The sequence below is a fragment of the uncultured Microbacterium sp. genome (assembly GCF_947488465.1).
Classification (GTDB): domain Bacteria; phylum Actinomycetota; class Actinomycetes; order Actinomycetales; family Microbacteriaceae; genus Microbacterium.
In genome coordinates, this window is the sequence record NZ_CANKZA010000001.1 from 108,954 (window position 1) to 133,078 (window position 24,125).

Annotated in this window: 20 protein-coding genes; 14 read left to right on the plus strand and 6 right to left on the minus strand. The window is 70.0% G+C overall.

The genetic code is table 11. The features are described from left to right. Positions 1 to 82: 82 nt before the first annotated feature. On the minus strand, positions 83 to 1,069 hold the full coding sequence (locus Q0653_RS00530) for a LacI family DNA-binding transcriptional regulator (protein WP_298941815.1): 987 nt from the start codon (positions 1,067 to 1,069) through the stop codon (positions 83 to 85). Then, a complete protein-coding gene (locus Q0653_RS00535) occupies positions 1,066 to 2,367 on the minus strand; it encodes a glutamyl-tRNA reductase (protein WP_298941817.1) in 1,302 nt (433 codons plus the stop codon). The genes Q0653_RS00530 and Q0653_RS00535 overlap by 4 nt, the downstream gene beginning before the upstream one ends. A 23-nt stretch (positions 2,368 to 2,390) precedes the next feature. Here Q0653_RS00535 and hemE point away from each other — a divergent pair, with 23 nt between their 5' ends. From hemE to hemL, 8 genes are read left to right on the plus strand one after another with little or no spacing between them, the layout of a single operon-like run. Then, positions 2,391 to 3,479: a uroporphyrinogen decarboxylase gene (gene hemE, locus Q0653_RS00540; RefSeq protein WP_298941819.1), complete on the plus strand. Its 1,089-nt coding sequence runs from the start codon at positions 2,391 to 2,393 to the stop codon at positions 3,477 to 3,479. After that, complete coding sequence (locus Q0653_RS00545; RefSeq protein ID WP_298941820.1) at positions 3,476 to 4,837, plus strand: FAD-dependent oxidoreductase; 1,362 nt, start codon at positions 3,476 to 3,478, stop codon at positions 4,835 to 4,837. Before hemE ends, Q0653_RS00545 begins: the two co-directional genes overlap by 4 nt. Continuing rightward, the gene (gene hemQ, locus Q0653_RS00550) at positions 4,834 to 5,511 is read left to right on the plus strand and encodes a hydrogen peroxide-dependent heme synthase (RefSeq protein WP_298941821.1); all 678 of its coding nucleotides are present in this window, start codon (positions 4,834 to 4,836) and stop codon (positions 5,509 to 5,511) included. Before Q0653_RS00545 ends, hemQ begins: the two co-directional genes overlap by 4 nt. Continuing rightward, entirely contained in the window at positions 5,508 to 6,734 is a 1,227-nt protein-coding gene (locus Q0653_RS00555) for a ferrochelatase (RefSeq protein ID WP_298943063.1), read from the plus strand. Before hemQ ends, Q0653_RS00555 begins: the two co-directional genes overlap by 4 nt. After that, on the plus strand, positions 6,731 to 7,672 hold the full coding sequence (gene hemC, locus Q0653_RS00560) for a hydroxymethylbilane synthase (protein WP_298941822.1): 942 nt from the start codon (positions 6,731 to 6,733) through the stop codon (positions 7,670 to 7,672). The genes Q0653_RS00555 and hemC overlap by 4 nt, the downstream gene beginning before the upstream one ends. Continuing rightward, entirely contained in the window at positions 7,669 to 8,472 is an 804-nt protein-coding gene (locus Q0653_RS00565; RefSeq protein WP_298941824.1) for a uroporphyrinogen-III synthase, read from the plus strand. The genes hemC and Q0653_RS00565 overlap by 4 nt, the downstream gene beginning before the upstream one ends. Then, on the plus strand, positions 8,469 to 9,464 hold the full coding sequence (hemB, locus tag Q0653_RS00570; RefSeq protein ID WP_298941826.1) for a porphobilinogen synthase: 996 nt from the start codon (positions 8,469 to 8,471) through the stop codon (positions 9,462 to 9,464). Before Q0653_RS00565 ends, hemB begins: the two co-directional genes overlap by 4 nt. Beyond that, a complete protein-coding gene (gene hemL / locus Q0653_RS00575; protein ID WP_298941828.1) occupies positions 9,461 to 10,774 on the plus strand; it encodes a glutamate-1-semialdehyde 2,1-aminomutase in 1,314 nt (437 codons plus the stop codon). Before hemB ends, hemL begins: the two co-directional genes overlap by 4 nt. An 81-nt stretch (positions 10,775 to 10,855) precedes the next feature. On the opposite strand, the gene Q0653_RS00580 is transcribed toward hemL, so the two are convergent. The 3 genes from Q0653_RS00580 to Q0653_RS00590 are packed head-to-tail and all read right to left on the minus strand — an operon-like array spanning position 10,856 to position 15,245. After that, positions 10,856 to 12,829 (minus strand): glycosyl hydrolase, encoded by a 1,974-nt coding sequence (locus Q0653_RS00580; protein ID WP_298941830.1) that lies wholly within the window; start codon positions 12,827 to 12,829, stop codon positions 10,856 to 10,858. Then, a complete protein-coding gene (locus Q0653_RS00585; protein ID WP_298941832.1) occupies positions 12,826 to 13,557 on the minus strand; it encodes an HlyD family efflux transporter periplasmic adaptor subunit in 732 nt (243 codons plus the stop codon). The genes Q0653_RS00580 and Q0653_RS00585 overlap by 4 nt, the downstream gene beginning before the upstream one ends. After that, entirely contained in the window at positions 13,554 to 15,245 is a 1,692-nt protein-coding gene (locus tag Q0653_RS00590) for a glycosyltransferase (protein WP_298941834.1), read from the minus strand. Before Q0653_RS00590 ends, Q0653_RS00585 begins: the two co-directional genes overlap by 4 nt. 146 nt (positions 15,246 to 15,391) lie before the next feature. Here Q0653_RS00590 and rsmA point away from each other — a divergent pair, with 146 nt between their 5' ends. Next, on the plus strand, positions 15,392 to 16,237 hold the full coding sequence (gene rsmA, locus Q0653_RS00595; protein ID WP_298741912.1) for a 16S rRNA (adenine(1518)-N(6)/adenine(1519)-N(6))-dimethyltransferase RsmA: 846 nt from the start codon (positions 15,392 to 15,394) through the stop codon (positions 16,235 to 16,237). Between the two features lie 76 nt (positions 16,238 to 16,313). Then, positions 16,314 to 17,237, plus strand: a complete 924-nt coding sequence (locus tag Q0653_RS00600) for a phosphodiesterase (RefSeq protein WP_298741908.1) — start codon at positions 16,314 to 16,316, stop codon at positions 17,235 to 17,237. Here the strand turns inward: Q0653_RS00600 and Q0653_RS00605 are convergent. Beyond that, positions 17,182 to 18,774: a stealth conserved region 3 domain-containing protein gene (locus tag Q0653_RS00605; RefSeq protein ID WP_298941837.1), complete on the minus strand. Its 1,593-nt coding sequence runs from the start codon at positions 18,772 to 18,774 to the stop codon at positions 17,182 to 17,184. The two genes, Q0653_RS00600 and Q0653_RS00605, sit on opposite strands and share 56 nt — an antisense overlap. A 105-nt stretch (positions 18,775 to 18,879) precedes the next feature. On the opposite strand from Q0653_RS00605, the gene Q0653_RS00610 reads away from it, so the two are divergent. The 4 genes from Q0653_RS00610 to Q0653_RS00625 all read left to right on the plus strand — a co-directional run bounded on the left by Q0653_RS00610 (position 18,880) and on the right by Q0653_RS00625 (position 24,080). After that, positions 18,880 to 19,947: an aldo/keto reductase gene (locus Q0653_RS00610; RefSeq protein WP_298941839.1), complete on the plus strand. Its 1,068-nt coding sequence runs from the start codon at positions 18,880 to 18,882 to the stop codon at positions 19,945 to 19,947. Further along, positions 19,944 to 20,870 carry a 4-(cytidine 5'-diphospho)-2-C-methyl-D-erythritol kinase gene (locus Q0653_RS00615; protein ID WP_298941841.1) on the plus strand — a complete coding sequence of 309 codons (927 nt, stop codon included), beginning with the start codon at positions 19,944 to 19,946 and terminating at the stop codon, positions 20,868 to 20,870. The genes Q0653_RS00610 and Q0653_RS00615 overlap by 4 nt, the downstream gene beginning before the upstream one ends. Before the next feature lie 38 nt (positions 20,871 to 20,908). After that, on the plus strand, positions 20,909 to 22,222 hold the full coding sequence (locus Q0653_RS00620; protein WP_298941843.1) for a GNAT family N-acetyltransferase: 1,314 nt from the start codon (positions 20,909 to 20,911) through the stop codon (positions 22,220 to 22,222). A 67-nt stretch (positions 22,223 to 22,289) separates the two neighbouring features. Next, positions 22,290 to 24,080 carry an ABC-F family ATP-binding cassette domain-containing protein gene (locus tag Q0653_RS00625; RefSeq protein ID WP_298941845.1) on the plus strand — a complete coding sequence of 597 codons (1,791 nt, stop codon included), beginning with the start codon at positions 22,290 to 22,292 and terminating at the stop codon, positions 24,078 to 24,080. The last annotated feature ends 45 nt before the right edge of the window (positions 24,081 to 24,125 follow it).

Genomic DNA, 24,125 nt, shown 5'->3' on the forward strand with positions numbered 1-24,125 from the left:
CATGGGCTGTGGTGCGGATGTGTGCGCGTGGGTCTGATGTGGTGCGCAAACCTCGTTGCGCCATACGACTCGGCACGAGGGGCTAGCGCGTCGTCGAGCCGCGGACGATCTCCCACGGCAGGTCGATGACCCGCGGGTCTGAGCCCGACACATCGCCGAGCCGCGCGAACATGGTTTCGGCCGCGAGCTCCGGATGCACGCAGACATGCGTGACGCCCAGGCGATCGTTCAGCGCGCAATCGGTCGTGCAGAGCGCCACGAGTTGCAGATCGCGCGGGATCACCCGGCCGGTCGCCTCGATCTGCAGATAGATCTCGGGCCCTTCCTCGCAAAAGGAGAAGATCGCGTCGGCGCCCGCATCGAGCAGGGTTCGCACTTCGCGGGCAAGGCGCCGCCGGCCCGGGTCGACCCGCGCGACGATCGGCGTGCGGCTGCGCACCGCGGTCCAGGCGAGGTAGGCGCTCTCGCCGATCTGGTCGCGGGGCACCTCGCTCTCGTCGACGAGCAGCCCGATGTGTTCCGCGCCGGCCTTGGCGAGAAGCGTCAACGCGGCGCGCACTGCTGAGTCATAGCCGGTGCGGATGCTGAGGCCCGCCGCCCCGGCGATGTACAGGTCGTTCGCGACGACGGGGACGCCGCGCGCGACCGCTTCACGCAGCACCGCACGGTCGTCGGCCGGATCCGGAAAATACAGCACGTCGATCTGTGCGCCCTGCACGAGATCGGGCCGGGAATCGGGAAGCACGGTGACGGCGAAGCCGTGCGCGGCGGACGCGCGTACGAGCGCGTTCAGCTGGCGTGTGCGACGCAGCGCTCGGCGCTCGGCCGCGTCGTTCTCGGGGTCGTCGGACATGACGAACCCGACCGACATCGTCCGCCCGCCGCGGAGGGCGGCGGCCGACCTGTTCGGCGAATAGCCGAGCTCAGCGGCGACGGCCTTGATGCGTGCGCGGGTCTCGGGACGGAGATTTCCGCGGTCGTTGAGGGCCTGGCTTGTCGCCGCTGTCGACACCCCGGCGCGCTCGGCGACATCACGTAGCGTGACCGCTCGCGTCGCGGCGGGGGTCACGGTGTCTCCGGATCGGCACCGTCGAAGACCGTCGCGATCGCATCGGCCCACGCTGTTCCCGCACCGGCCGCGGCTTGTCCGTGTCCACGGGCGATCAGCGAGTGCAGGAGCGCACCCGAGAAGTGCCGGAGCGCCGCCTCGGTCTCCGGAGGTGCGCCCCGGCTCCGTGCGCGGTCGATTTCGGCATCGAGCACGCCGTGCACATGCGCCCGCAGGGCGACGACAGCGGGGGAAACCTCGTGCACGCGCCGCGCGGCGGCGTGGCGCTGCGCGGCGGTCGCGACGATGAGCTGAGCCTCGCCCAGCGTCGCGAACTCATCGATCGGAGCATGGACGCGGATCGTATCGAGGTCGAGGAGGTCGATGCCGGGCAGGGCACGGACCCCCGGATCGACGTTGCGCGGCATGCCGAGATCGATCACCAGCTGCTCGCGGGGATGAGCGCCGCGCGCCGCGCCGTGTTCCTCCACCGTGAGCGCATACGAGTCGGTGACCGTCGTGCAGGTCACCACGACGTCGGCAGCGGCCGCTTCGGCGGTGAAATCGTCGGCTCCGACGACGCTCAGATGCTCGCGCTGCGCAAAACGGCTGTGGCCCGAGCGGGAGTGCACTCGGATGTCGGTCGCACCGACGTCTCGGAGCGCAGCGAGAGAGGCGGCGGCGTAGCGGCCGGAGCCGACGAGGAGCACGCGGGCATCGTCCCAGGAGGAAATGCGGGAGCCGGCGAGTTCGACGGCGAGGCGGACGAGAGAGCGGCCGGACTCGCCGAGCCGGGTGGAGTTCTTCACCGCGCGCGACGTTTCGGTCGCGCGTTGGAAGAGATGCTCCAGAGCGGAGGTCGTCAGGCCGTCGCGGCGGGCAGCATCCAGCGCGCGGCGCACCTGCCCGGCGATCTCGTCTTCACCGACCGCGACCGAGTCGAGCCCGGAGGCGACCGCGAACAAGTGGTGGGCGACGCGATTGCCGTGGGCGAAATCGACCGTCTCGCGAACCGCGCGAAACGGCAGGTCGGTGAGGTCGGCCAGTTGCTCCATGGCGGCATCCATCGCGGGGACGGGGGATCCGTCGGCGAGATCGAAGTAGGCCTCGAACCGGTTGCAGGTCGACAGGACGACCGCGCCCCGGATCGAATCGTGCGCCTCGCGCAGTCGCGGGGCGACCTCATCGCCGATTACCGTCAGGCGTTCGAGCGAGTCGAGCGGAGTGGTGCGCTGATGAGCGGACAGACAGACGAGCACGCGCAGAACACCTCCCAGGATCCCGGCTAGTATAACGATTAACTGATCCCGCAGCGTCACCCGAGGAGTTCATCATTCCGGCTTTGCAGCACCCCTTCCACGCGCATGACACGCGGAACTCGCGCCTGGTGAGGGCGCTGCGCGGCGAGCGACCCGCGGAAACCCCGGTGTGGTTCATGCGGCAGGCCGGGCGATCGTTGCCGGAGTATCGGGCGCTGCGCAATCAGGGCACGATGCTCGAGGCGTGCCTCGACCCGGCCCTCACGAGCGAGATCACGATGCAACCGGTGCGACGCCACAAAGTGGATGCCGCGGTTTTCTTCAGCGACATCATCGTGCCGCTGGCCCTCCTCGGTCTCGACGTGCAGATCGCGGCCGGACGCGGTCCCGTCTTCCGCGAGCCCGTGCGGACGGCGGCCCAGATCGCGGAGGTCATCCGCATCGATCCCGCCCTCGTCCGCGAGCGCGGTGGCGCGGTCGTCGACGCCGTCGCGCGTACGACCGCGATGCTGGCGGAGGAATCCGCGGTGCGCGGCGAGCCTCTGCCGCTCATCGGATTCGCGGGAGCGCCGTTCACTCTCGCGGCGTACCTCGTCGAGGGCGGGCCCTCGAAGGACCACATGGCCGCGCGGAGTCTCATCCATGCCGAACCGGCCGCGTGGGAAGACCTCACGATGTGGCTCGCCGCCGTCACCGGACAGTTTCTCGCGCTGCAGGTCGATGCCGGAGCGAGCGCCGCGCAGCTCTTCGATTCGTGGGCCGGCGCGCTCTCGCCCGAGGACTACCGACGCACGGTCCTCCCCGCCTCAGCGGCAGCGCTCGCGCACGTGCGCGGGTTCGACGTGCCGATCATCCATTTCGGGGTCGGCACGGGAGAGATCCTCGCCGACATGGCCTCGATCGGCGTCGACGGTCTCGGCGTCGATTACCGTGTGCCGCTGGATGAAGCGGTCCGCCGCGTCGGCCGTGACGTGACCCTGCAGGGCAACTTCGACCCCGCGTTGCTGTTCGCCCCGGAAGGCACCCGTACCGCGGCCGCCCACCGCATCCTCACCGAGGGGCTCGCGGCGCGTGCGCACGTGTTCAACCTCGGGCACGGAGTGCCGATGGATGCCGATCCCGCCGTGCTCACGGCCCTCGTCGAGACGGTGCACGCCTGGCGGGCTCCGTGAGCAGCGCCGATCTCGTGGTCGTCGGCGGCGGCGTCGCGGGCCTGGTGATCGCGCACGACGCGGTACGAGCGGGTCTGAACGTCACTCTCGTCGAAGCAGCGGATCGCGTCGGCGGACTTCTGCAGCGTGCGGAGTTCGGTGACATCGCCTTCGACATCGGTGCCGAATCGTTTGCGACCCGCACGTCCGGTGTCGCCGACCTGATCGCGGATGCCGGTCTTCCGCTCACGCTCGTCAGTCCGGCATCGGGTGGTGCGCACCTGGTCACGGGTGCAGCGAGCGGGATGCTGCGCGCACCGTTGCCGCGGAGGACGGTCCTGGGGATTCCCGCCGACCCGTCGGCGGCCGACGTCGTCCGGATCCTCGGCTCAGACGGCGCGGCGCGCCTGGCCGCCGAGCGCGATCTCCCGGCCCTCACCGCTGCCGATGAGCCGTCGCTCGCCGAACTCGTCGCGACGCGGTGCGGGCCGCTCGTGCTCGAGCGGCTCGTCGAGCCGCTGTGTCAGAGCGTCTACTCCCAACCGGCCGGGGCGGTGCGTCTGTCACGCCTGCACCCGATGCTCTGGCGCGCGGCGGTGTCGGGCGGCTCGCTCCTCGCCGGCGCAGAGGCCTGCGCGACGGATGATCGTGCCGGCGCCGCGGTCGGGGGGATCGCCGGGGGAATGTGGCGTCTGGCAGCAGAGCTCGATGGCGCCGCCCGTGCGCAGGGTGCGCAGATTCGCACGGGTGTGAGCGTTCTCCGACTCACCCCGGAGGAGGGGAGCGTCGCCGTCATCACGGCTGAGGCCGTCCTGCGCGCCGAGCGTGTGGTCGTCGCGACCGGCTCCGCCGCGGCACGGGCACTTCTCGAACCCGCCGACGCGCCCCTCGAATCCACACGCCGTGTCCGCGTCATAGCCGCGCTCGTCGACACCTCGGCGTTCGATGTCCGCCCGGTCGGTTCGGGCGTGATCGTGGCGCCGACGGTACCCTCAGCGGCCAAGGCGCTCACCCACGCGAACGCGAAGTGGCCGTGGCTCGACGAGACGCTTCCGCCCGGTCGTCACCTGTTCCGTCTGTCGGCGCGTGCGGCCGATACGCCCGGACTCGAGACCCCCGACGACCTGGCGCGGGAGATCACGCTGCTGACCGGCATCGCGGTGGATCCCGGAGACATCATCGCGTCGACCGCCACCGACTACCCGGATGCCGTCGTCCGAGCGCCGGTCGACGACCTCCGTCGCAGCGAACTGCGCACCGCCGGCATCCACCTCGCCGGTGCATCCGTGGCCGGCGCGGGCCTCGCGTCCGTCATCCCGCACGCCCGCGACCTCGCGGCATCCCTCTCGTCCGTTTCGTCCTCAAGGAGCACCGTATGAGCGACCATCAGAATCCGTTCGGCTACACCCTCTTCGCGATCCTCGCCGGGCCGCGTCCTCGTACGGCGACGCCGACCGGCGCCGACCTCGACGAGCTGGCGAGCGTCATCGAAGGTCTCCCCTCGGACGGAGTGACGGTGCGTGGGCTCTACGACGTGACCGGCATGCGCGCCGATGCCGACCTCATGGTCTGGGTGCACGGCGAAGACCCCGCGGCGCTCCAGGCCGCGCTCCGCGCGATCCGGCGCACGACGCTCCTCGGCGGCTATGCCAACATCTGGAGCGCGATGGGCGTGCACCGCGAGGCGGAGTTCAACAAGCGGCATGTGCCGGGGTACCTCCGCGGCGAGCACGCGCGGCAGTGGCTGTGCCTGTATCCGTTCGTGCGCAGCTACGAGTGGTACCTGCTCCCCGAGCCGGAACGCTCGGCCATGCTCATGGAGCACGGACGCAAGGGCGCCGCCTTCACCGACGTCGTGGCCAACACCGTCTCGACGTTCGGGTTGAGCGACTACGAATGGTTGCTCCCGCTGGAGAGCGACGAGCTCACGAGCCTCGTCGACATGATGCGTGACCTGCGCGCCACCGACGCGCGACGCCACGTGCGCGAAGAGGTGCCGTTCTACACGGGTCGACGCGTCGAGGTGTCCGAACTCGCGGAGGTGCTGAGCTGATGGCCGAGAACATCGGTGCCGCTTTCCGACCGAAGCCGCCGCGCGCGACCCGAGCCGAGGTCGCCCACGGGTGCGCCGTCGCCGGCGCGACCGACGCGAACTGCGCCGGCGAGCCGCACGCGACCACGCCGCAGGCCTATGACGCGGTGCTGCTGCTCGGCTTCGGTGGTCCGGAGGGTCAGGACGACGTCATCCCGTTCCTCCGGAACGTGACGGCGGGCCGGGGCATCCCCGACGAACGCCTGGAAGAAGTCGCGCACCACTACCGCCATTTCGGCGGCGTATCGCCGATCAACCAGCACAACCGCGAACTGAAAGCGGCGCTGGAAGCGGAGATCGCGGCGCGTGATCTCGGGCTTCCGGTGTACGGGGGCAATCGCAACTGGATGCCGTACGTCGCCGATGCCCTCCAGCAGGCGCACGATGACGGGCACCGGCGCTTCCTCGCGATCGCGACGAGCGCGTATTCGTCGTACTCGTCGTGCCGTCAGTATCGCGAAGACCTCGCGGATGCCGTCGAGGCGACGGCGCTGTCGCTGAAGGTGCAGATCGACAAGGTGCGGCCCTTCTTCGACCACCCCGGATTCGTCGAGCCTTTGACCGAGGGCGTGCGTGCGGCGCTCGAGGACCTTCGCGGGCGGGGTCTCGACCTCGACACCGAGGTCGAGGTGCTCTTCTCGACCCACTCGATCCCGAACGCCGACGCCGACCGTTCGGGCCCGCCCGAGCGCGCGCTCGGGGCGGGCGGGGCCTACGTCGCTCAGCACACCGCTGTTGCACAGCGCATCATGGCCGATCTCGGCGCGGCCACGCCCTGGCAGCTGGTGTTCCAGAGCCGGTCCGGCCCGCCGCATGTCCCGTGGCTGGAGCCCGACATCAACGACGCGATGGAAGAGTTGCCCGCGCGCGGCCGTAAGGCCGTCGTGATCGTGCCGCTCGGGTTCGTGAGTGACCACATGGAGGTCCTCTGGGACCTCGACACCGAGGCGATGGAGACCGCCGAACGCCTCGGGCTGCTGGCGCTGCGCACACCCACCCCGGGGACGCACCCCGATTACGTGCGCGGGCTTGTCGACCTCGTCGAAGAGCGTGTCGCGGGCACGGCGCCGGCGGACCGCCCGCACCTGACGGATCTCGGCCCCTGGTATGACGTCTGCCGCACGGGATGCTGCGAGAACAAGCGTCTCGGCTTCCAGCCGGCGCTGGCCGGACTCGCGCCGTGAGCGCACTGCGCCTCGGCACGCGGGCGAGTCTGCTCGCGACCACGCAGTCGGGCCACGTCGCCGATGCCCTGCGCGCCGCCACCGGGCGCGAGGTCGAGCTCGTCCCGATCACGACGGCCGGTGACGTGCTGACCGGGCCGCTCGCCCAACTCGGGGGCACCGGCGTGTTCGTCGCGGCGCTCCGCGAAGCCCTGTTGCGCGGTGACTGCGACCTCGTCGTGCATTCGATGAAGGATCTCCCGACCGCGGATGTGCCCGGTTTGCGGATCGCGGCCGTGCCGCCCCGCGTGTCCGCGCGTGACGCACTGTGCGCGCGCGACGGGCTGACTCTCGACGAACTTCCGCGCGGTGCCCGCGTCGGGAGCGGTTCGCCGCGTCGCGTGGCGCAACTGCGGCGTCGACGCCCCGATCTGGAGGTCGCCGGCATCCGAGGAAACGTCGACACCCGACTGCGCAAGGTCGATGACGGCGAGTTCGACGCGATCGTGCTCGCCGAAGCCGGCCTCACCCGCATCGCCCGCACCGAGCGCATCACCGAGCTGTTCGCCGACGCGGACTGGCCGACCTCGGCCGGCCAGGGAGCGCTCGCCGTCGAGGTCCGTGCGGGTGACGCCGTCGGCGATGACGTCGCGCTGATCTCCGAGGTCGCCTCCGCCGAGGTCGCTCTGCTCGAGCGCGCGGTGCTGCGCCGTCTCGAGGCGGGGTGTGCCGCTCCCGTGGGTATCGGTGCGAGCCACGTGCCGGGAGATGACCGAGTGGCGCTCGTCGCCGAGGTCTATGCGCTGGACGGTGCCCGCGCGGTCCGCGTCGAGCGGACCTTCGCCCGCACCGCGGTCGCCGACGAGGCCGGACGCGCGCATGCTGCGGACGTCGTCGTCACGGAACTGCTGGATGCCGGAGCGGGCGACCTGGCCGACCTCGCCGGGAGCTCCCGGTGACGGATGGAACGCTCCGCCCCGGAGCCCTCGCCGGAGCGCGCGTGTTCGTGCCGCGCGGAGGTGCGTGGGGCGAGCGGGTGAGTCGCGAGATCGAACGTCGCGGCGCGCACGCGGTCGTCGCACCGGTGATCGGGTCCGCACCGCCGCGGGACATCGGCGCGCGCGATCGCGCCTTCGCGGCGCTCGCCGCGGGGGAGTACGAGTGGCTGTTCGTCACGAGTGCGGCCGGGGTCGAGCAACTCGTCGCGCACGGCATCACGGTTCCCGCCACGACGCGGGTCGCGACGGTGGGACCCGTCACCGCGCGGGCGCTGACCGACGCGGGGGCGAGCGTCGCCTTCGTTCCCACCGGGCGGTCCTCGGCCGCCACGATGATCGCGCAGTGGAGCGTGGGCCGCACGCCAGCGGCGACGGGACGATGCCTGGTGCTCCGATCGGATCTCGCCGCCGCCGTCGTCAGTGATGAATTGGAGATGCAGGGCTATGCCGTCGACGTGTGTATCGGCTACCGCACGGTCGGCATCGACCTTTCCGCAGACACGGTGGCGGCGTTGCGCACCGGCGCGTTCGATGTCGTGTTGCTGACGTCCCTGAGTGTGGCGCGGGAACTGCGTCGCCAGGTGGGCACGCTCGATGCGCGTACTCTGGTCGCGTCGATCGGTCCCGGCACGACGAAGGATGCCCGCCATCTCGGGTTCGACGTCGGCCACACCGCTCACACGCAGACCGTCGACGCTCTCCTGGCCGAGCTCGACGCACGCACATCCCCCCGCGATCCCGGATCGGAGGATCCCCGATGACCGATTTCCCCACTCGCCGACTGCGACGCCTGCGCGGCACGCCGGCTCTGCGTCGACTCGTCGCCGAGCATGACCTGACGCCGCGCCGGCTCGTGCTCCCGGTATTCGTGAAGGAGGGAATCACCACGGCGCAGCCGATCGCGACGATGCCGGGCGTGAGCCAGCATCCGATCGACGGCGTCGCCGGACTCGTCGAAGAGGCCGTCACCGCCGGGATCGGCGGGATCATGCTGTTCGGCGTTCCCGAAACGCGCGATCCCCGGGGCTCCGGCGCGATCGACCCGGATGGCATCCTGAACCGCGCCATCGCGGCAGCCACGGCGGCTGCCCGCGGGCGGATCACGATCCAGGCCGACCTGTGCCTCGACGAGTTCACCGACCACGGCCATTGCGGTGTGCTCGCGGACGACGGCAGCGTCGACAACGACGCGACGCTCGAGGTGTATGCGCGGATGGCGGTCGCGCAGGCGCGCGCGGGGGCCGACATCCTGGGGCTCTCCGGAATGATGGACGGGCAGGTCGCGGCCTGCCGCGCCGCGCTCGAGGCCGACGGGCGCACCGACGTCGTGATCCTGGCGTACTCGGCGAAATACGCCTCGGCGTTCTACGGACCGTTCCGCGACGCGGTCGAGTCGACGCTCACGGGTGACCGCCGGACGTACCAGCTCGATGCAGCGAACGGCCGCGAAGGCGTGCAGGAAGCTCTCGCCGACATCGACGAGGGCGCGGACATCGTGATGGTCAAGCCCGCCGGCACGTCGCTCGATGTGCTCGCGCGCGTGAGCGACGTCTCGTCGGTCCCGGTGTGGGCCTATCAGGTCTCGGGGGAGTACACCCTCATCGAGCATGCCGCGGCATCCGGTCTGATCGAGCGTGACCGCGCGATCGGCGAGAGTCTGATCGCGATCCGCCGTGCCGGCGCCGAGGCGATTCTGACGTACTGGGCGATCGAGGTCGCCGGCTGGCTGCGCGCCGGAAAGGACCTGGCATGAGCGCCACCAATGATGAGCTCTTCGCCCGCGCCCGCGCCGTGATTCCGGGTGGCGTCGATTCGCCCGTGCGGGCGTACGGGTCGGTCGGGGGCACCCCGCGGTTCATCGTGAACGCGTCCGGTCCGTACGTCACGGATGCCGAGGGCCGCCGCTACGTCGATCTCGTCGCCTCGTGGGGTCCGGCGCTGCTCGGTCACGCGCATCCCGACGTCGTCGCGGCGGTGCAGGAGGCCGCGGCGCGCGGCCTGTCCTTCGGCGCCCCGACGCCCGCCGAGGCAGAGCTCGTCGAGGAGATCATCACGCGCGTGCCGTTCGTCGAGCGCGCGCGGCTGGTGTCGACCGGCACCGAGGCGACGATGACGGCCATCCGCCTCGCTCGCGGTTTCACGGGCCGCGACCTGCTGATCAAATTCGCCGGGCACTATCACGGGCACTCCGATGGGCTCCTTGCGGCGGCCGGGTCCGGCCTCGCGACGTACGCGTTGCCCGGGTCGGCTGGTGTCCCCGAGGCCGTCGCCGCGCAGACCCTCGTCGTTCCCTACAACGATCGTGCGGCGCTCAACGCGGCCTTCGCTGCCCACCCGGGCCGGATCGCCGCAGTGATCACCGAGGCCGCGGCCGCCAACATGGGGGTCGTGGCCCCGGCATCCGGGTTCACCACGTTCCTTGCAGAGCTCTGCCATCGCGAGGGAGCACTGCTCATCAGCGACGAGGTCCTCACCGGGTTCCGTGCCGCGCGAGGCGGCTATGCGCAGGTGCTCCGCGAGGCCGGAGAGACCGTCGCGCCGGACCTCGTGACGTTCGGCAAGGTGATCGGCGGGGGCCTTCCGGTGGCCGCCGTCGGCGGTCGTGCCGACGTCATGGAGATGCTCGCACCGACGGGTCCCGTCTACCAAGCCGGCACGCTCAGCGGGAACCCGGTGGCGGTCGCGGCGGGCCTGGCGACGCTGCGGCTCGCCGACGACGACGTGTATGCGCGGGTCTCTGCCGCATCCGAAGTCGTGTCGGGTGCCGTGTCGGCGGCCCTCTGGACCGCGGGCGTTCCGCACGTCGTCCAGCGCGCCGGGACTCTCTTCAGCGTGTTCTTCGGCGCGGAGGTCGCGGGCGGAGTCCCGGACTACGCGACGGCGCAGCGCCAGGACTCTGCGGCGTACGGACGGTTCTTCCACGCGATGTTGGATGCCGGTGTCTCCCTGCCGCCGTCGGCCTACGAAGCGTGGTTCCTCACGGCCGCGCACGACGACGAGGCGCTCAGTCAGGTCCTCGCTGCCCTTCCCGTCGCCGCTGCGGCCGCTGCCTCTGTCATCTGACCGCCCGATCCCGCGCGCTGACCCGGCAGAATGAGCCCACTTTTCCGGGAGGAGGACGGGGAAGGTGCGCGGATCAGCGGGTCACTGCGCGTGGAGGGCGACGGCGGTCAGCCACGCCAGCACGCTCGAGAGTGAGGTGCCATCGTCGAGATCGTCCGCCGAGACCGCCGCCGCCCAGGCCTCGGCGGCGGCGAGGCCGTCGGCGCCGCTCAGCGCGGCGTATTGCGCGACCGAATCGCCGAGCGGACCGGCGAAAGCGGCGCCGCCGCCGGCATCCGCCACATTCGCCGCGACGCGTTCCGGGTCGTCCGCGAGGTACTCCAGCGAGACCGGGCCAAGAGGCAACAGCTGGATGCCGAGGATCGCGGACGGCTCCGCGCTGAACCACGTCGCGTAGTCGCGCTTGTCGCTCCAGGACAACGACACGATGGAGTGCCCGTAGCCCGCGGGCAGGTCGTCGGGTTCGAGCCACAGACGTGTGGCGGCATCCGCCTCCGCGGACAGGAGCCAGGTCGCCCGCTCGGCCAGAGCAGCATCACCGGTGACATCGGCCCAGAGGGCCAGCCCATTCCACGCGGCAACTGCTTCGGAGGAAGACTCCTGGTTGTTGCCGTCCGAGAACGGCGCGAGCCCCGCAGCCCACGAATGTCCTCGATAGGGGTCGAACACGCGGATCTCCGGCACGTCGCCCGCGCCGGCGGCGATGTCGGCGACGAGCGCATCCATGACCGGGCGCAGTGCGTCACTCGTCTCCGGACGGTACGCGGCGAGGATGGCTGCCGCGGTGAGGAAGTAGCCGTAGTGGAAATGGTGGTCGTTGCCGTCCTCGGCGCCGAACGCCGCGGGCTTTCCGACGACGAGGTGCAGTCGGTCGTCGTAGACGAAACACCGCTCGCTCGCGGTCGCGCACGCCCGTGGATCGAGCCAGGGCTCGAGCTGACCGGCGAGGGCGTCGGCGGCCAGGTCGGCCAACTCGTCCTCACCGAGAGACGCGGCCAGGGAGAGCAACGCGGCGGTCCGGGCCACCGATTTCCCGCCGAAGTAGGTGTCCGCGGGCGCGGGGGTCACGGCGCCGATGTCGATCCCGAGCTGGGTGACCAGCGCGGTCCGCGGCGCCTCATCGATCCCGTCGAAGTCGTAGCGGGATGCCGCCTCGATCACCGGCACGGTCCACTCCAGCCCGTCTGCCACGCAGGGCGTCGCGTCGCCATAGGGTGTCGTGAACGTGCCGAGTCGGGCGTCGGGCGTGCAGGCGTCGTGCCCCGCGAACGGGACGAGGACCGTCCGGCCGGCGCCCTCATACGTGAGCTGCGTGCGCGCGGTGACGCTGTCGGTGGACGCCGCGACGGTGACGGCGGTCACGGGATCGCCGACCGCGGTCGCCCAGGCAGCCGGCGACCCGCCGTCGGGTACGGCGAACACCTGTGCTGCGCTCCCCGCAGGCACCGTGAGCGTGCTCCCCTCTGCCCGCGCACCGGGGGAGAGGATGCCGTACTCCTCGCCGTCGACGACAACCGTCCACACGGATTCCGACACGCTGTCCAAACTGCCTCCCAGTGCAAGCGTGGTGTCGGTGATCGTGCGCACGCCGACGGTTCCCGCACCCTCGGCGATGGTGACATCGGCGATGGGGCCCGCAGCATCCGCGTACTGCATCGTCACCGAGACCGGGTCGTACGCCGTGACCGTGAACTCCGACGCGTCCAGACCCACCGACAGCCCTCCCGTCAGCGGCGCCGCGATGGTTGTCGCGGTCACCGCGACCGGCGGCAATTGCAGCGTGAACCCGTCCATCCGTGGCCCGAATGCGAGCGGGTACGGATAGACCGGCTGCGGGTCGGCGGAAAAGACGAGGCTGGAGAACCATCGGCTCGTGGGTGGGGTCAGGCCATCCGCGAGACGCAGCACCGGGGCCGTCGAGATCTGTTCGACCGGCATCCCCTGCACGCCGGCACTGTCCCCGTGGCGGGGCGTCACCGGCGCCGGCGTCGGAGTACACGCGGTGATCAGGAACGTCAGTGTGAGACCGACCGCGATCGCGCCCGCGCGCCTCATAGACCGATCTTCCGGAGGAAGTCGCCGACGGCGTCGGTCACCCCGGCCAGGGGGCCGTCGTCGCGGAGGTGGACGGTGGCTACAACCGGCGTTCCGGGCTGATAGAGCCCTCCGAAGTCCTCGGCGGCCAGGCTCGCGCTCGTGACGGTGATCACCGAGGTGGCCCGACCGGCCACGGTGTCGACGTCGATGTCGTCGACGACTCCCGAAACGGTGAGATCGTTCGGCAAGCGCAGATCGACGACAGACCCGTCGGCGATCCGCCCGTAGTCGCGTGCGGTGAGGGTGAACTCGGCGGTCACGGCGAGGGTGCCGGCCTGATCGATACGCGCGACGACCTGTCCGCCCTGGACGAAGTCCCCAACCGGTGCGCTGACCTCCGAGACCGTTCCGTCCACGGTCGAGACGATCACGTACGACCCGTCCGATGCCACCGGGAACGCGAAATCCTCGGCTGTGACGGCTTCGGTGGCGAGATCCCGGGCCAAGGCCGGGCTGCGCACCGAGAACAGATCTTCGCCCGCGGTCACGTCGTCGCCGACCTCGACGAGGCTCTCGGTCACGGTGCCGGCATATGTCGTGCCGACGTCGAACTCCTGTGCGGTCATGGCGGCGCTCGTACTCTCGGCGCGGGTCTGACGTTGCGCGAAGATCACGGTGAACGCGGCGACGATCGCGACCACGAGGAGGAGCCCTCCGGCGAGGCGGAACCGCGCGCCCCAGGTCATCTCGCCACCCCCTGCGTGAGGAGCACCGGTTCAGGATGCCGAGGGAGGGGGCGGGCGACGATCGTCACGGGGTCCGTCGTGGATTCTGGCTCCGGTGAGGGAAGAGCGCGGCGAGTGGGGTGCCGGGTGAGGTGCTGTTCGCGGAACGCGGTCGCGAGGAAGGCGCCCATGATGACCGTGTTCGTCAGGTTCCACGCCGTCGCCAGCGTCAGGGTGCCATTCTGGATGTCCCGGTAGATCGCGACGACCGAGGTCAGCGTGAGGAAGACGAAGAAGAGCACCTGCGGCACGATGAACTCGAACGGGGAGCGGCGGCTGGCCGCGCCGGTCACGTGCCATCCGGTGTCTTTGCCGGTCAGGACATTCCACAGCGCCTTCGCGTAGATCGGAAACGACACGGTCGCCAGCGTCAGCGTCTCCCAGCGGAAGGAGCCGACGACGAACCAGGCGAGCACGATCTGCATCAGGTAGAAACCGCAGTAGAACAGGGCCCAGGTCCACACCGTCACGCCGAGGTTCATCGGTCGCAGGTCGAAGTAGATCTCGAGCGGTGGGACGAGGAGCAACAACACCGGGCAGATCCCGGTGAGATAGAACGTCGCCGTCACGAAATACTGGATGCGCTGGTCGCCGGTGAGCTTTCGGCGAGGGCTGAACGGATTGTGCGACAGCAGAATCTCGAAGCCGCCGGTAGCCCACCGCAGTTGCTGCTTGCTATACGCCTCGATCGTCTCGGGGGCGTCGCCGACGGCGAGAATGTCGGCGATGTAGACCGACGTCCACCCGCGCTCGTGCAGGGTGAGTGCAGTCCAGACGTCCTCGGACTTCGAATCGGTGTGGATGCCGCCGATCTCATCGATTGCGGCCCGCCGGAAGACCACGTTCGTCCCCACGCAGAAGGCAGCGTTGAACCGGTTGCGACCGCGCTGGACGAACCGATAGAACACCGACTGCATATAGGCGGCGCCGCGGGAGATGACGGTGTGGAGATTGCCGTAGGCCTGGGGTGTCTGCACGAAGGCGACGTTCTCCTCGACGAAGAACGGGATCGTTTCGATGAGGAAATCCGGATCGGGGACGAAGTCCGCATCGAAGACCGCGAAGAACTCACCCTTCGCGATCGACAGGGCGTGATTGATGTTGCCCGCCTTCGCGCCATTTCCGCTCAGTCGGCGCACGTACCAGGCACCGAGCCGAGCTGCGATCTCCTTGATCTCGTCCGAGCGGCCGTCATCGAGCACCCAGGTGCGGTGCGCGCCACGGAGGGCGACAGCAGCAGTCACGGTGCGCTCGACGGTGGCGATGTCTTCGCCGTACACGGTCACGAACACATCGACGAGAAGCGAGCGCCCCCCGAGCATCATCTCGTCGCCCCGCGACGGCGTCGACGGGAGGAGCGTGCGTTTGGCCTCGTGGTACGCGAACCCGCGCGGCTCGTAGCCGGAAGCCAGAATCGTCCACATCGACAGCAGGGCCTGCCCGACGAGGATCGTTTCGGCGACGAGCACCATGCTGTAGGGCAGGAGATCACCGCGCGCATCGGGATTGAGCAGGAACAGCATGTACGCCACGACACCGATCGTCGCGATCACCGAGACGAGGATGAAAAGCGCCGAGGTTTCGCTGGCGCGTATCGTCTTGCCGCGTCCGTCCACCCGCGTGAGATTGCTGTGCAGCGTACTGGTCATGTTGCGTCCCCCCGGAAGCATCGATGGACTCCAGCGGCTGCGTTGGCGCTATCTCCATGGTGCGGCCGTGCCGATTCGACGGGGTTCCGCGGATGTGAACGTCGCGTGACGATTGGCTGGACGGTCTCCCGGGTAGGGTGAAGGCCATGCCCGTGACCCTTCTCGGTGCGTCGGAGATCCGCGCGCTGGCCGCTGACCTCGATGTCACACCGACGAAGAAGCTCGGTCAGAACTTCGTCGTCGACGCCAACACCGTCCGCAAGATCGTGCACGTCGCGCAGGTGGTGGCATCCGACCGCGTCGTCGAAGTCGGCCCGGGCCTGGGATCGCTGACCCTCGCGATCCTCGAGACCGACGCGCGCGTCACGGCCGTCGAGATCGACCATCGCCTCGCCGAGCGCTTGCCGGCGACCGCGCTCGCGCACGGCGTTCCGGCCGGCGCGCTCACGGTCGTCGACGCCGACGCTCTCCGGATCACCGAACTCCCCGGTGACCCCAATGTCCTCGTGGCCAACTTGCCCTACAACGTCAGCGTGCCGGTCTTGCTGCACTTTCTGGAACACTTCCCCGGCATTGAACGCGGCGTCGTGATGGTCCAGGCGGAAGTCGGCGAGCGTCTCGCCGCGCCGCCCGGATCGAAGGTGTACGGCGCGCCGAGCGTGAAAGCCGCCTGGTACGGGCCGTGGCGTCTGGCCGGCACCGTCTCGCGCCACGTGTTCTGGCCGGTGCCGGGCGTCGACAGTGTGCTCGTCGGATTCCGCCGCGACCCTGAGCCGCGCGGCACGGAAGAAGAACGCCTGCGCACGTTCCAGATCGTGGATGCCGCGTTCCAGCAACGTCGCAAGATGCTCCGTCAGGCGCTCTCCGCCGTTCTCGGCGGGTCAGCGGCCACCGCATCGGAGATCATGATCGCCGCGGGAGTGGACCCCACGGCGCGGGGTGAGCAGCTGACGATCGAGCAGTTCGTCGCGATCGCCCGCGCGGCCGGCTGAACCGGCCCGACAGTGGACACCGACACGTCGTGTCGCGTTCACACGGCGTTACGAAACATGTCTGTAACATATGGCCATGCGCATGGCCGAGCACCCGGCTCCCGAACGGGTCCTGCTCCACCTCAGTGATACCCATCTGCGCGCGGGAGATTCGCGCATCTGGGACGCCGTCTCCGGCGCCGAGCACCTCGCCCGCGCGCTCGGTGTCATCGAAGCTTCGGGAGTCGCGCCGGATGCGATCGTCGTCACGGGCGACCTCGTCGATCTCGGTGAGCGCGCCGCCTACGCCGACCTGCGTGCGATGGTCGAGCCGTTCGCCGCCCGGCTCGACGCGCCCGTCGTGTGGGTGATGGGCAACCACGACGACCGTGCGGCCTTCCGGGCCGAACTATGGGATGACCACTCCGCCGACCTCCGGCCGATCGACCGGGTCGACGAGTTCGATGGTTTGCGCATCATCACGCTCGACACGTCCGTGCCGGGCCACCACCACGGCGAACTCTCCGACGCGCAACTCGCCTGGCTCGCCGGCATCCTCGCGACGCCGGCGCCCCTCGGCACGATCGTCGCGATGCACCACCCGCCCGTGCCGAGCGTCCTCGCGCTCGCGGCGACGGTCGAACTGCGCGAGCAGCGCCGGCTGGAGCAGGTACTGCGCGGCACCGATGTGCGCGCGATCATCGCCGGCCACTTGCACTACTCGACGTTCGCGACGTTCGCGGGTGTCCCGGTGTCGGTCGCCTCATCCACCTGCTACGCGCAGGATCTGACTGTCCCGGTCGGCGGCACGCGGCCGCAGGACGGCGCACAGTCCTACAACTTGGTGCACATCTTCGACGACACCGTGGTGCACTCGGTGGTGCCCGTGGATGTGCCCCGGGTCATGGAATACACCGACCCGGCGGCTGCGCGCCAGCGCCTCGCCGACGCCGGTATCGCGGGAGTCAGTGTCCAGCGGCCGTCGGCGCCGCCGACGCGACCGCTGCAGATCGTCCGCTGACGGCATCCGCTTCCCACGGGGCCGCGACCGGGAACATCCGCTCGAGCGTGTCCCGCAGAAGCGCCACGCGCAGCTCTTCGGGGACCTCGGTCTCGCCACCGTCGTTGAGGCAGAACATGTCCGCGTCGCGACGCCGCTCGAGCCTCTGCATGGCTCGCAGCGACGACGCCAGCGTCGTCTGCACGTACCGCACGCGCGGCTCAGCAGTCGACACCGCACGCCCCGTCATCAGCGCGTAGTAGTGGTACAGGCTGTTGGTCATCGAAATGTCCGTGGCCGAGCGGAACCGTGACGCCGCGGTCCGGGCGAAGTCGGCGGCGAACTCCTGTTCGAGCTCGGCGGCGACGCTGCGGCGCAGCGGCGCCGCACAGTGCTCGAGGTCGCGCAGGATCGTCCGACCGAACCGCTCGTGCAGCAGCTCGCGGTTCACGCGGAGGGCGTTGTCGTGCCCGGAGCGCTCGAGCCGGGTGGGGCCGGAACCGATGCGGATCGCGCACTCGACGAACTTCGACAGGCCGCCGGCCGTGAAGAACATCTCCGGCGAGACCGTGCGGCCGAAGAACATGTCGTCGTTGGAGTACAGGAAGTGCTCCGCGAGCCCCTCGATCCGGTGCAGCTGAGCTTCGACGGCATGCGAGTTGTGGGTCGGCAGGACCGTGGGGTCGGCGAAGAACTCTTCGCTGCGCACGATCGTCACTTTCGGATGCTCGATGAGCCACGCCGGGGGAGGGGAATCGGTCGCGATGAAGATCCGGCGTACCCAGGGCGCGTGCATGTGCACGGACCGCAGCGCGTACCGCAACTCATCGACGTGTCGATAGCGGGCCGGGCCGTCGTCGCCGTCGCCGACGACATACTCTTCGAGCTGTGCAGCGCGCTGGCGCTGGAAGGTGCTGGAAGACCCGTCGACCCACGAGAAGACCATGTCGATCTCGGCGGTGACTTCGCCCGGCTGCGGATCGAACATCCCCGCGATCGTGCGCCACGTCCGTCCGTAGCGTTCCACGGTGGCCGGGACGAGATCGGCGGCCGCGAACACGCGTCGCGTCAATGCCGTCGGATGCGGGGCATGCACGGTGCCGTCGTGTGTGCGCCACGCCTCCACGCGCACCGACTCGGCCAGGCCGTAGCGAAGTGCGCCGTTCGACGTCACGCGCGGGCGGAAGACCCGCAGCGACCAGGGCATCCCGGAATCGAAGACCGGAAGGTCGGCGGCGAGACGCGCCTGCGCTCCGCGCGGCTTGACGTAGAGCGGTTGCTCTCGCGAGAGATCCGCCAGGGCGCGGTGCGCCGCTTCCGACTCTCCGGCATCCACCACGATGACCGGCGTGCGCAGGTCGTGTCGCACGAGCAGCGGATCGATCCCCGCCGCCGCCAGCGCATCGGCGATCATCCCGAGGTCAGCGACATGCGCCTGCTCGGGGGTCACGTCATCGTGGATGATGTGCAGCACACCGTCCACCCAGCGAAGATCATCGCGCGTCAGCAAAGCCGACCAAGGGTGGGTGTGCGGGGGGAGCGCCTTCAGTGGCGGCATGTGTCCTTCTTTCCAAACCGTCGTTCTTGCAACGATAAGCGGGATTCGTTTCTCCGACGTTTCGCCGGGGGCTCACCTGTCCTCGGTGCTCGCTAGCCTGGGGGAGTGACCGACACCGAAGACCGTTTCCCGCCCTCTCGCGGCGGAGACCTCCACCGTCCCTACGCAGCCGCCACCGATCGCTACACCAGCTCGCCGGGCTTGCGTCGCGTCGGCCAGAGCGGACTGTATCTGCCGCCCATTTCGCTGGGGCTCTGGTGGAACTTCGGGGACAACTATCCGTTCGACGGTCAACGCGCGCTGCTGCGTCACGCTTTCGATCGCGGGATCACCCACTTCGACCTCGCCAACAACTACGGGCCGCCGTACGGCTCGGCCGAGACGAACTTCGGCCGGATGATGCGCGAGGACTTCGCACCGTACCGCGATGAGCTGATCATCTCCTCCAAAGCGGGCTACGACATGTGGGACGGCCCCTACGGACACTGGGGCTCGCGCAAGTATCTGCTCGCCAGCGCCGAGCAGTCGCTGCAGCGCATGAGCATCGACTACGTCGATATCTTCTACTCGCACCGCTTCGATCCGGTGACACCGCTGGAAGAGACGATCGGGGCCCTCGACACCCTCGTGCGGCAGGGCAAAGCGCTCTACGTCGGCATCTCCTCCTACAGTGCGGCTCAGACCGTCGAAGCCGCGGCGATTGCGCGGTCGCTCGGCACCCCGCTGCTGATCCACCAGCCGTCGTACTCGATTCTCGATCGGTGGATCGAAGACGGGCTCACCGGTGCACTCCGCCAGGAGCGGATGGGGGCGATCGCCTTCGTGCCACTCGCCCAGGGTCTGCTGACCAGCCGGTACCTCGGGGATGGAACGTCCGAGCGGTCGCAGCAGCGCTCGTCGCTTCCGGGCGGGGCGCTCAGCGACACGGCCCTGCAGGGTCTCCGATCGCTGGATGTCATTGCCAAGGAGCGTGGCCAGAGCCTCGCCCAGCTCGCGCTGCAGTGGGTGCTCCGCGATGAGGTCGTCGCGTCGGCGCTGATCGGCGCTTCGCGGACGGAGCAGATCGAAGAAAACCTCGCCGCTGCTTCCGGTCCTGCCTTCGACACGGAGGAGCTCGAGCAGATCGATGTCATCGCCGCCGGGATCGGTGACATCTGGGCGGCGTCGGCGTGACCTTGAGTCGCGTGCAGGACGGGCGGGTGCGTGTGCGTGCCCCCGGGAAGATCAATGTGTTCTTCGCCGTGGGCGACGTTCAGCCGGACGGCTACCACGATGTCGCGTCGGTGTACCAGGCCGTCGGCCTCTTCGAGGACGTGTGGGCAACAATCGGCGAGGGCTACACCGTGGAGGTGACCGGCACCGTCGATGTCTCGGGTGTGCCGTTGGATGACCGGAACCTCGCGGTTCGCGCCGCTCGATCGGTCGCGCGCGCCGTCGGGTGGGAGGGCGGCATCCATCTCGAGATCCACAAGGGTGTCCCGGTCGCCGGCGGCATGGGGGGTGGGTCGGCGGATGCCGCGGCGACCCTCGTGGCCGTCAATGCGCTCCTCGGGGGAAACCTCAGCGCTGCCGAGCTGCACGTCCTCGGCGCCGAGCTCGGCGCCGACGTTCCGTTCGCCCTGCTCGGGGGGACGGCCGTCGGCACCGGTCGCGGCGACGAGCTTGCACCGGCGCTCGTCCGCGGGCGGTTCGAGTGGGTGCTCGTGACGCGCACCGACGGCTTGTCGACGCCCGCGGTCTACGGCGAACTCGACCGGTTGCGGGCGGCGCCCGACATCCGACCACCCATCGCCGTGCCGACCGTCGCTCCGGGCGTGCTCGCGGCACTCCGCGCCGGAGATGCGCTCGCGCTGGCCGGTGCGATCGCCAACGACCTCCACCCTGCCGCCTGCAGTCTTCTCCCCGCGCTGAACGAGGTCATCGATCGCGGTCTCACCGCGGGCGCCCTTGCCGGGTTCGTGTCCGGATCGGGGCCGACGATCGCCTTCCTCGCCGCTCCCGGCGGCGCAGACGCGCTCGCCCGGACGCTCCGCAGCGCCGGCTTCTCGGCCCTGGCGGCGCACGGCCCGGTGGCCGGTGCCCGCGTGCTCGCCTGATCCTTCTTCCCCCTCCGCCTCATTCGATGGGAGCCCCCATGTCCGATCTCGCCACCCTGTTCCACGACGCGCCGCTCGACGACGGTCTCCGCAGCGGGGTCGCCGCGGCCGCGCTGGAGGTCCGCCGCGTCGACGACGCCGACCGCGCGCAGACCGATGCCTGGCTGGAAGCGGTCTCGCGCGGCTTCTTGGACGGCGAGCGCACCGAGGTCCAGCGGCAGGCATACTTCGACCACACCGCGCACCGGCGGAAGGTGGCCGTCTACGACGCCGGGTCGCCGCAGCCGGCGATCCCGGTCGCCACGTTCGCGTCCTGGGCAACCGAGCTCTCCGTGCCGGGCGGTACTGTTCCGGCGTGCGCGATCAGCTCGGTCACCGTCGCCCCCACGCATCGGCGCCGCGGGCTTCTGCGGCATCTGATGTCGGGTGAACTACGTACCGCCGCCGCGCTCGGCTTCCCGCTGGCGGCGCTCACCGTGAGCGAGTCGAGCATTTACGGCCGGTTCGGTTTCGGCGCGGCCGTCTCCGCTGCCGGGTGGGAGATCGACGTCCGGCGGGCGGGCTGGGTGGGGCCTGCCGCCTCCGGTCGCATCGACTTCGTGAGCCGCGAGCGAGGTCGGGAGATCGCCGAGTCGTTGCACGCTCGCATCCGGCCCGGGATGACGGGCGAAGTCGAACGCCCCGGCGGTCAATGGGATTTCGCGTTCGGCACCCGCCCCGATGCCGACAAGCCCGAGCGGCTGCGCGTGCTGCACTACCGCGGCGACGGCGGGGAGGTCGACGGCCTGGCGCTGTACTCGGTGAGTGAGAACGAGGCCGACTTCGCGTCCTCCACGATCCATCTGACCATGCTCCTGGCCGCCACCGACGCGGCGTACGCGAGCCTCTGGCAGTTCCTGCTGTCGATGGATCTGATCGCCACGATCCACGCGGGCGAGCTCGCCGTCGATGAGCCGCTGTGGTGGATGCTCGCCGACCAGCGGGCGGCGAAGATCACCCTCCGCGACCACCACTATCTGCGGGTGCTGGATGTTCCGGCCGCGCTCGGCGCGCGACAGTTCGGCGCTGCGGACACGCTTGTGCTCGAGGTGGAGGACCCGCTCGCGATCGCCGGCGCCACCTTCGTGCTGACCGTGGACGAATCGGGAGCGGCGTCGGTCGACCCCGTCGATCATGCGCCGCTGGGCGAGCTTGCGGTACGCATCGGGATCACCGAGCTGTCCGCGATCCTGCTCGGCGGGGTCTCGCCGGTGACCCTCGCGCGGGCCGGTCGCCTCCAGACCGACGACCCGGCGCGTGTCGCCCGTGTGTTCGGCACGACCGCGGCACCGCGATTGAGCTTCTGGTACTGATGCTCCGGCCCGCCAGCCCGCGCTGCTCGGCATCCTCCCCGCGCCGAGCGCCTACCCTGGAGAGGACATGGCACATCTTCTCGGGGCCGAAGGCCTCCACCTCGAATTTCCCACCAAGGTCGTCTTCGACGGCGTCTCTCTCGGCGTCGACGAGGGGGATCGCATCGGCATCGTCGGCCGCAACGGCGACGGGAAGTCGAGCCTCATGGCAATGCTCGCCGGCCGTCTCGAACCCGACTCCGGACGCGTCACCGTCCGCGGCGGGGTCCGTGTCGGCGTCCTCGATCAGGGCGACACCCTCGACGATTCCCTGACGATCGCGCAGAGCGTCGTCGGCGACCGCCTCGAATACGAATGGGCGGGGGATGCCGGCATCCGCGATGTCATTTCGGGTCTCGTCGGCGACCTCGACTGGGACGGACCCGTTCTCGGGCTCTCCGGTGGCCAACGTCGCCGGGTCGCGCTGGCGCGCCTCCTCGTCGGCGACTGGGACGTGCTCGCACTCGACGAGCCCACCAACCACCTCGACGTCGAGGCCGTCGCCTGGCTGGCCGCACACCTGAAGCGCCGCTGGGCGGCGAGCTCAGGGGCGCTGCTGGTCGTCACGCACGACCGGTGGTTCCTCGATGAGATCTGCACGCGCACGTGGGAGGTGCACGACCGGATCGTCGAACCGTTCGACGGGGGCTACGCCGCCTACATCCTGCAGCGCGTCGAGCGCGACCGGCAGTCCGCCGTGATCGAGCAGCGTCGCAAGAACCTCGCGACGAAAGAGCTTGCGTGGCTCCGCCGAGGAGCTCCCGCGCGCACCGCGAAGCCGAAGTTCCGTATCGACGCGGCGAACGCGCTCATCGCCGACGTCCCCGAGATCCGCGATCCCGTGCAGCTGCAGTCGCTCGCCGTCACGCGACTCGGGAAGGACGTCGTCGATCTGATCGACGTCGGCGTCTCGTACGACGGTCGTGACGTGCTCCGCGATGTGACCTGGCTGGTCGCGCCGGGGGAGCGTACCGGCATCCTGGGCGTCAACGGTGCGGGCAAGTCCACCCTGCTCGGCCTCATCGCCGGCACGGTCACGCCCTCGAGCGGTCGGGTCAAGCGCGGGTCGACCGTCAAGGTCGCGACCCTCACGCAGCGGATGGATGAACTCACCGAGCACATGGCATCGCCCGTGCGCACCGTGATTTCGGGCCTCCGCACCAGCTACACGATGGGATCCGGATCGAAGGCGACGGAGCTCACGCCCGGCCAGCTGCTCGAGCGGATGGGCTTCTCGTCGGCGCAGTTGTCGACCCCCGTCAAGGATCTCTCCGGAGGGCAGCAGCGCCGGCTCCAGCTGCTGCTGATCCTGCTCGACCAGCCCAACGTCCTGATCCTCGACGAGCCGACCAACGATCTCGACACCGACATGCTCGCCGCGATCGAGGACCTCCTCGACACGTGGGCGGGGACGCTCCTCGTCGTCAGCCACGACCGGTACTTCCTCGAGCGCGTCACCGACCAGCAGTACGCGGTCCTGAGTGGGCATCTGCGTCATCTTCCCGGAGGGATCGACGAGTACCTCCGTCTCCGCGAGATCGAGCGCTCCGGCGGCGCGAAGGCATCGGTCGGGTCCGCCGCGCGGACGCCGGCCCTCGCCGGCGCCGAACTGCGCTCGGCGCAGAAAGAGCTCGCTGCGGCCGAGCGACGCATCCAGAAGCTCACGGCGCAGGTGGATGCCGCCCGTACAGCCCTGGCCGACCACGACCAGTCCGACTTCGCCGGGCTCGCGGAGCGGATGCAGGCGATCACCGCGGTCGACGGCGAGATCGCGGCGCTCGAGGAGCGCTGGCTCGAGCTCAGCACTCTTCTGGACTGACACCCGCCCGGCGTTCGCGTCTCGCTGAGTTGTCTTCTCGATACC